A 7,126-nucleotide genomic window follows, 5' to 3' on the forward strand; every position below is an offset into this window, starting at 1 on the left:
CTATCTTCCTCGTTATTCTTTTAATTTTAAGGTGGGGGCTTACTGCCCACAAGAAGTGGGGTATATTTCAAAATCCCTACATATGAATTTTTTTCTTTAGCTAACTTCTATATGAGGCAGCACCATATCGCTATCAACTTACGAAAAATAAATACTCCCAAAACGAAAAAGTGGGTGAATTCTCAGAGTAACTGTCTGTAGAGAAAGAAAATTTTTATTTAAGGGTTACATGAAAATCTTAGCTTGATGTTGATCTGGTGCTACCCTTTATAGTAAGAAATAAAAGCTCTATTTTAGCTTTAGAATAAAGTTTAATCAAAAGTACGCTACAAACGTTTTTTATAATAGAAGAAACCCACACATTTGGAACAAAGATTGATTAAAATGCGTAGGTCTAGTTTTATTGTGATATGAAATTTTGTAAAAAGATTGATTAAAACTGCGAAAACCTCTCATCAAATCGTTTTAATATTTCAATTTTCGAAAGTTGAATCTTACATTTTTTTAATGGGTGTTGTTTTAAACAAACATTTGTTGCATAAAACCTTTTTTCTGTTCATGTAGTAAATCTATTTTTTGTTGTAGAAGTTGAATCTTTCGATCAATTTTTTTGAAAAAAGATCCAATTTTTTCTTGTTCTCTTTTGCTTGTAGGCGCCGAAAATGAATAATCTGAAATATGTTTCAAGGAAATGTGTTTAATTGCATTACCCACTGATAATTTATTCATCTCGGATACAAACTTATTACTGCTAGTTATTTGATAGACAAAATCAATTTGCTCTGAGTTAAGTCGCCCAACTCGTTGTGCTAGAACTGCTTTTTCGTTACTATATTTACCTGTTTTTCCTATATTAACTCCATCCATGGTGACTAAAATATTGTCACCACTTAGTAAATAATTATTTAGAATAGTATCGTCATGAATATCAATTCTATCCCCTACTGATGTAATACCGTTTGCTTCATCCTGGATATTTTTATTAGTAATGACTAAATATTCTCCATTATCATTGAAATCAGCACTGCTAAATGCTTTTCCTGTTCTAACTTCTGCTAATTCCCCCAACTTCCATTGTTTCCATTCTTCATTAAACCCTTTAAACCGAATCCCTTGCTTAAAGATTTTCTGCATATAACCTTTTTTCTGTTCTTGTAGCAAATTGATTTTTTGTTGTTCAAGTTGGATTTTTTTGTTTATATTCTTTAAAAATAATTTCAATTTTAATTGTTCAGATAAGCTAGGAATGTAGACTTTCAACTTTTTAAGGTCAGAGCCTTTAATTAATGGCTGGCCTGATCCAAATGATTTTTTCGAAAGATTGTTCTTTATTAATAATTCTTGAATAAAGATTTTCTCGGCATGAATGCTTTCAAAAAATATTGTATTATCTGTAATTTTACACTTACCTTCAAAACTTGTTATTTTACCTGCATTCGCTCCAACCCTGGCAACTAAAATGAAATCCCCTTCATAATCATAAGTATTAGTATATCCAATTATTCCTGTCGATCCTAAAATAGGATATGATTTTTCTCCTTCCGTAATTTTAGATCTCCCTGCTTTTATTTCAGTAGTAAGTGTATTTAATTCAACTAAATCCCATTCCCCACTAAATTCTTTAAATCTCAACTTAGGTTCATTCATATCCCCTACACCCCCAATTCTTTGAAGTAAGCAGCTAATTCTTCATCAACCTTGGCAATCTCTTCATCAATTTCTTGAAGGCGTTTTGTGACAGCTTCTAAATCGACCAGTTCTTCTTCTTCAAATGTATCCACATAACGAGGAATGTTTAAGTTATAGTCATTTTCTTTAATTTCATCGAGTGTTGCGGCATATGAGTACTTATCAGTTATTTCACGATTTAAGTATGTTGAAACAACTTTTTCAACGTGTTCATCTGATAAATGATTTTGGTTTTTTCCTTTTTCAAATTCACCTGAGGCATCAATGAACATAATGTTTTCATCGTGCTTACGGCATTTTTTAAACACCAAAATACATGTTGGGATACTTGTACCATAGAAGATATTCGCTGGTAGACCGATTACAGCATCTAAGTAGTTCTTCTCTTCAATTAAATATTTACGAATAACGCCTTCTGCTGCACCTCGGAATAAAACACCATGTGGTAATACAACAGCAAATGTACCGTTATCATCTAATTGATGAATAAAGTGTTGAATGAATGCAAAGTCTGCTTTTGATTTTGGAGCAAGTTTTGCGTAGTTACTGAATCGCTCATCGTCCTTAAATTTATCATCAGCACTCCATTTTGCACTGTATGGCGGGTTCGCTACGATGGCTTCAAAGCGTTTATCTAAATGTTGTGGTTCTTCTAATGTATCGGCATTTTTAATATCAAAGCGTTGATAAGGAATATCATGCAGTAACATATTCATACGTGCTAAGTTGTACGTTGTTGATACTTTTTCTTGTCCATAGTAGTTATAAACTTTTGCTTCTTTACCAACACGAAGTAATAACGAGCCCGAACCACAAGTACCGTCATATACATCTTTAATTTCCGTCTTTCCTGCAGTAACGATTTTCGCTAAAATACTTGATACTTGTTGCGGTGTATAGAACTCCCCTGCTTTTTTACCAGCATTCGCTGCAAATTGTGAAATCATGTATTCGTAAGCATCACCTAATACATCAATTTCTACATCATCTTGTAAAAATGGAATATCCGCAATATTGACAATTACTTTTGCGATTAATTCTGAACGTGCTTTTACCGTACGACCCAATTTTGAAGAATTTAAATCCATATCATCAAATAAGTTTTCAAAATCTTCTTGGCTATCCGCACCCATTGTTGAAGCTTCAATCGCTTTCACACCATTTTGAAGTATTTCAATATCGAAATTTCCATTCGTACCTAATTCAATTTCTTTTACAAAGGTAGAGAATAGATATTGTGGTGTGATGACATAACCTAATTCACTAATTAAATACTTTTGTAAATCGTCACGATACTCTTCATTTCCCCATGCTTCCACAAAACTTAATTCATCTTCTGCTAGTAATGAATTGGCACGTGATTCCACTTTTTCTGATAAGTAACGATAGAAAATTAACCCTAAAATATAATCTTTGAACTCGTAGGCATCCATTTGGCCTCTTAAATCGTTAGCCATCGCCCAAAGTTTCTTATGTAGCTCTGCTTGCTGCTGACGTTGTTTTTCGCTTGTTGTCATGTAAATGACCTCCTATTGATCGGTTATTTTCACCATTTGATGATGCAGTAATAATTGTTCTAATGTATCTTTCTCTTTAATCAATGCTGATTTTTTCTTTTTTAGTTGTGCAATGCGACCAATCTTCCGCTGCTTTTCAATTGGTGGAATCGTTAGCTCAATTTCTTTCACATTGGATAACTTTAACGAGGCGACAATACTGCCCTCTGTAAATAAAGCGATTTGTTTTTGAATCGATAGATGTTCATTGAATAACCATTCCATGAAATGCACATCTACTTCCGTTGAGAATTGTATTTTCACAAAGTTATTCGTCAACAGTAGTCCACGATATTCTTGAGGAAACCAAACAACTTTTTGAGTTAATGTGTGTAGCACAAGGCTCTCTGTATCTGTGATTACATTTGGTAATAGCTTATCTTTTTTCACATAAATAGAGCGATCTTTTTCTTGAGAAATCCGATAATCCGTTCCTAGTAGATGGTTGAATTCCTTCAATGTGACTAATCGCACTTGTACACTATCTTCATTCAAATTAGATGTTTCAATCCGATTCGTAAAGACGCCTTGTGTCACTTCTGCACATTCTCTTAATTTCATCGCATGCCCCTCCTCTCTCACTATTATGATAATTGATATTTTTAAAAATATCAATTAAAAATCATATTTTTTATGATATTTTTTAAAATATCATAAAAAAAGAGAGGGTTTCTCCTCTCGTTAAGATTATGCACCGTATTTAGCTACTTGCTCATAAATAAAGCTTTTAATCGCTTTAATTGCTTTATTTTTCTTTAAGAACGACCCTGATAAGCGATCCATAATCATGCTATCTTCAATGATATTTGCATATTCATACGTGGCCACTTGTTTTTTTAAAATAGATTGCTCTAGTCCTATTTCACTTGCAAATTTCGTCATTTCTTCTTCTTGCACTTCTTCCTCATACTTCGCATATTCATCAAGAATGGATGCATTCTCACCTAATTGCGGCACAATTTTATCTAAGAAATTATGAATCAATTCAACCTTTAGGCGGAGCTTTTCATCTGATGCATGATCAAGCTCTTGCTTAATTAATTTAATTTCTTGGTCACGTGTTTTTTCATCGTCCATTGTTAAGTTCGCAATTAAATTCATAATGTAGCTGACGTTAATACGGTCTGTATGCATTAATTCTAATTCAAAATCGATGTCTTGAAGAATCGATTCTTTACTAGGATCTTCTTTCTTTAAACGATCGTGAATTTTAAAATACTTGCTCTTAAAATCTTCATATGACTGCTCTGAAATTTGCAATTCACTTTCATCGAATTCAAAGTCAGAAAATGACTGCAAACGTTGAAGCATTTTCGTCACGTTTTTAAATGCCACAATAAATTCACGTTGTTCTTCTTCTGTTTGAAGTTCATCAACTTGTTCTGGCGATGCAGCAATCTTTTTAAGACTCTCTAAGGACTCTTTAAATTTTGCTAAATACGCATCGTAGCTTTGCATTAACACTTCATTGACAGAATTTGTTTTCGAGAACAAAAGAATCGTATCATCTGTTTGTTCTTTTAAATTACGATAGCACACGATATTTCCATATGGTTTCGTTGCCTTCTCAACACGATTTGTACGGCTATAAGCTTGTAGTAAATTGTGATACTGAAGGTTTTTATCGACATATAATGTGTTTAATGGCTTACTATCAAACCCTGTTAGGAACATATTCACTACTAATAAAATATCGATTTGAGCTTGTTTCATTTTTTTCGATACATCTGAGAAATAACGATCCCACGTATCCGTTGAGTAATCAGTGCCGAACATTTTATTGTAATCCACAATCATACGATCTAACGCTTCACGTGAATGTTCTTCTGTACCATCGCTCTCTTCATTTGCACCAAATGAATAAATTCCAGCAATTTTTAAATTATGATTTTTTGATTTAAATAAATGATAGTATTTGATTAACGTTTGAATCGAATCTACTGCAAAAATCCCACAATATCCTTTACTTTTAGAACGACGATTATGATTATCGATAATATGGTCTGTAATCATATTTAGGCGTGTTGGATGATGCAACACTTCGTCTGTATCAATACCTTCTACTTTCGTGTCATCTTGTTCGTCAACTTTCGATTGAAACGTACTAATATACTCTACAGAAAAGCCTAATACGTTGCCATCACGAATTGCATCTTTAATTAAATAATGGTGTAGACATTTTTCAAATAAGTCCGCTGTTGTACGACCATCTTGACTTTTGTTCTTTTCAAAGCGAGGTGTACCAGTAAAGCCGAAATACTGTGCATTTTGGAAATGATGATCAATACCTTTTCGCATATCACCAAACTGACTGCGGTGACATTCGTCAATGATAAATACAACATGTTCTTGCTTATACGCTTCCATCACTTTGGCATAACGAGGGTTTTTGACTGCATTGCTCATCTTTTGAATCGTTGTCACGATAAAGCGCTTCATCGGATTTTTAATTTGTTTAATTAATTCATCTGTTTTATCCGTACGGTCTACCGAACCTTTTTCAAACTTATTAAATTCAGCTGTTGTTTGACTATCTAAGTCTTGACGGTCAACTAAGAAGAATACCTTTTTAATGCTTTCTTCATTTGCTAAAATCTGACCAGATTTAAACGATGTCAACGTTTTACCTGAACCTGTTGTATGCCAAATAAACCCATTATTGTTCGTTTCCGTTGCTCGTTTTACTAACGCTTCCACTGCATAGACTTGATAAGGGCGCATGACCATTAACGCCTTATCTGTATCGTTAATAATCATATAGCGGCTCACCATTTTCGCTAAATGACAAGGTTGTAAAAAGACTTTTGCGAACTCTTGTAAGTTTGTAATAATATTATTTTCTTCGTCTGACCAGAAGAATGTAAAACCAAATTGGATAGCATAGTCAGAGTTTGAGAAGTATTTCGTATCGACGCCATTACTTACAACAAAGATTTGCAAGAAGTGATAAAGCCCTTGGAACGAATGGCGACGGTAACGTTGAATTTGATTAAATGCTTCTTTAAAATCTAAACCTCTTCGCTTTAACTCAATTTGGACGATTGGTAACCCATTGATGAAAACTGTGACGTCATAACGATTTTCGTATTTACCAAACATTGTCGTTTGCGTTGTCACCTGGAATAAGTTTTTACACCATTGTTTCGTATTCATAAGTTCTAAATAAAGCTCCGTACCATCTTCACGCTCGATTAGCAACTTATCACGTAAGATTTTTGCAGACTCATAAATACTTTTATCTTCTGTTGCAACAAGGACACGCTTAAATTCTTTATCTGTTAACGGTTGCCCATTTAATTTCTTCTCATTGAACTTATTTAATTGCGCACGGAAATTGACTAATACAGCTGCATAATCCGATAATTGAACAGCTTCGTAACCTTGTGTTTGCAATTGCTCGACTAAATGATTTTCTAGTTGTGCTTCTGACTGATAACCCACTTCCATATCCCCCATATCTTCATTTTTCTTATTTTTATTATAGTATATTCCATCCACTACTCAGTAAATTTTTTAGCAAGCGGTGTTGCCCTATGCTCATAGTTTTTCTTACTATGCTTTGATTTTTATAGTAATACATCGAGTCTCAACCTCAGCTAATGATTGTTTTTAACCATACACCACTATCCCTAATTAAATTTTGTAGTAATTCCTTAACTACCTCAGTCCATTCAATGTCCTGATATGCACGCAAAATAAGCACAGTTGTTAATTTTTATTATAACCCTATTTAAATAATTGAATTTTACTTTCCGTTCAGTAATATTACTTTTCCTAAAGCGTATTTCCTCATCGTTAAACCATTTTCTAAAAAGTTGAATTTTCTACTATCCTTAATAACTGGAAACTTGTCTATTTTTAGATTGATACTCTGAACTTCC

At 33.3% G+C, this 7,126-nt stretch carries 4 protein-coding genes; all 4 read right to left on the reverse strand.

What is annotated here, in order from left to right:
- Positions 1-519: 519 nt before the first annotated feature.
- Positions 520-1,647, reverse strand: a complete 1,128-nt coding sequence (locus ACQGS6_RS07010; RefSeq protein ID WP_426964979.1) for a restriction endonuclease subunit S — start codon at positions 1,645-1,647, stop codon at positions 520-522.
- A gap of 5 nt (positions 1,648-1,652) precedes the next feature.
- Positions 1,653-3,206: a type I restriction-modification system subunit M gene (locus ACQGS6_RS07015; RefSeq protein ID WP_426964980.1), complete on the reverse strand. Its 1,554-nt coding sequence runs from the start codon at positions 3,204-3,206 to the stop codon at positions 1,653-1,655.
- 12 nt (positions 3,207-3,218) lie between these two features.
- Positions 3,219-3,806 carry a restriction endonuclease subunit S gene (locus tag ACQGS6_RS07020; RefSeq protein ID WP_426964981.1) on the reverse strand — a complete coding sequence of 196 codons (588 nt, stop codon included), beginning with the start codon at positions 3,804-3,806 and terminating at the stop codon, positions 3,219-3,221.
- A gap of 126 nt (positions 3,807-3,932) precedes the next feature.
- Positions 3,933-6,686, reverse strand: coding sequence for a type I restriction endonuclease subunit R (locus ACQGS6_RS07025; protein WP_426964982.1), 2,754 nt, complete (start codon positions 6,684-6,686; stop codon positions 3,933-3,935).
- Positions 6,687-7,126 lie beyond the last annotated feature (440 nt).

The organism is Bacillus sp. GMs2/2, from assembly GCF_050172095.1.
Lineage (GTDB): Bacteria > Bacillota > Bacilli > Bacillales > Bacillaceae_G > Bacillus_A > Bacillus_A cereus.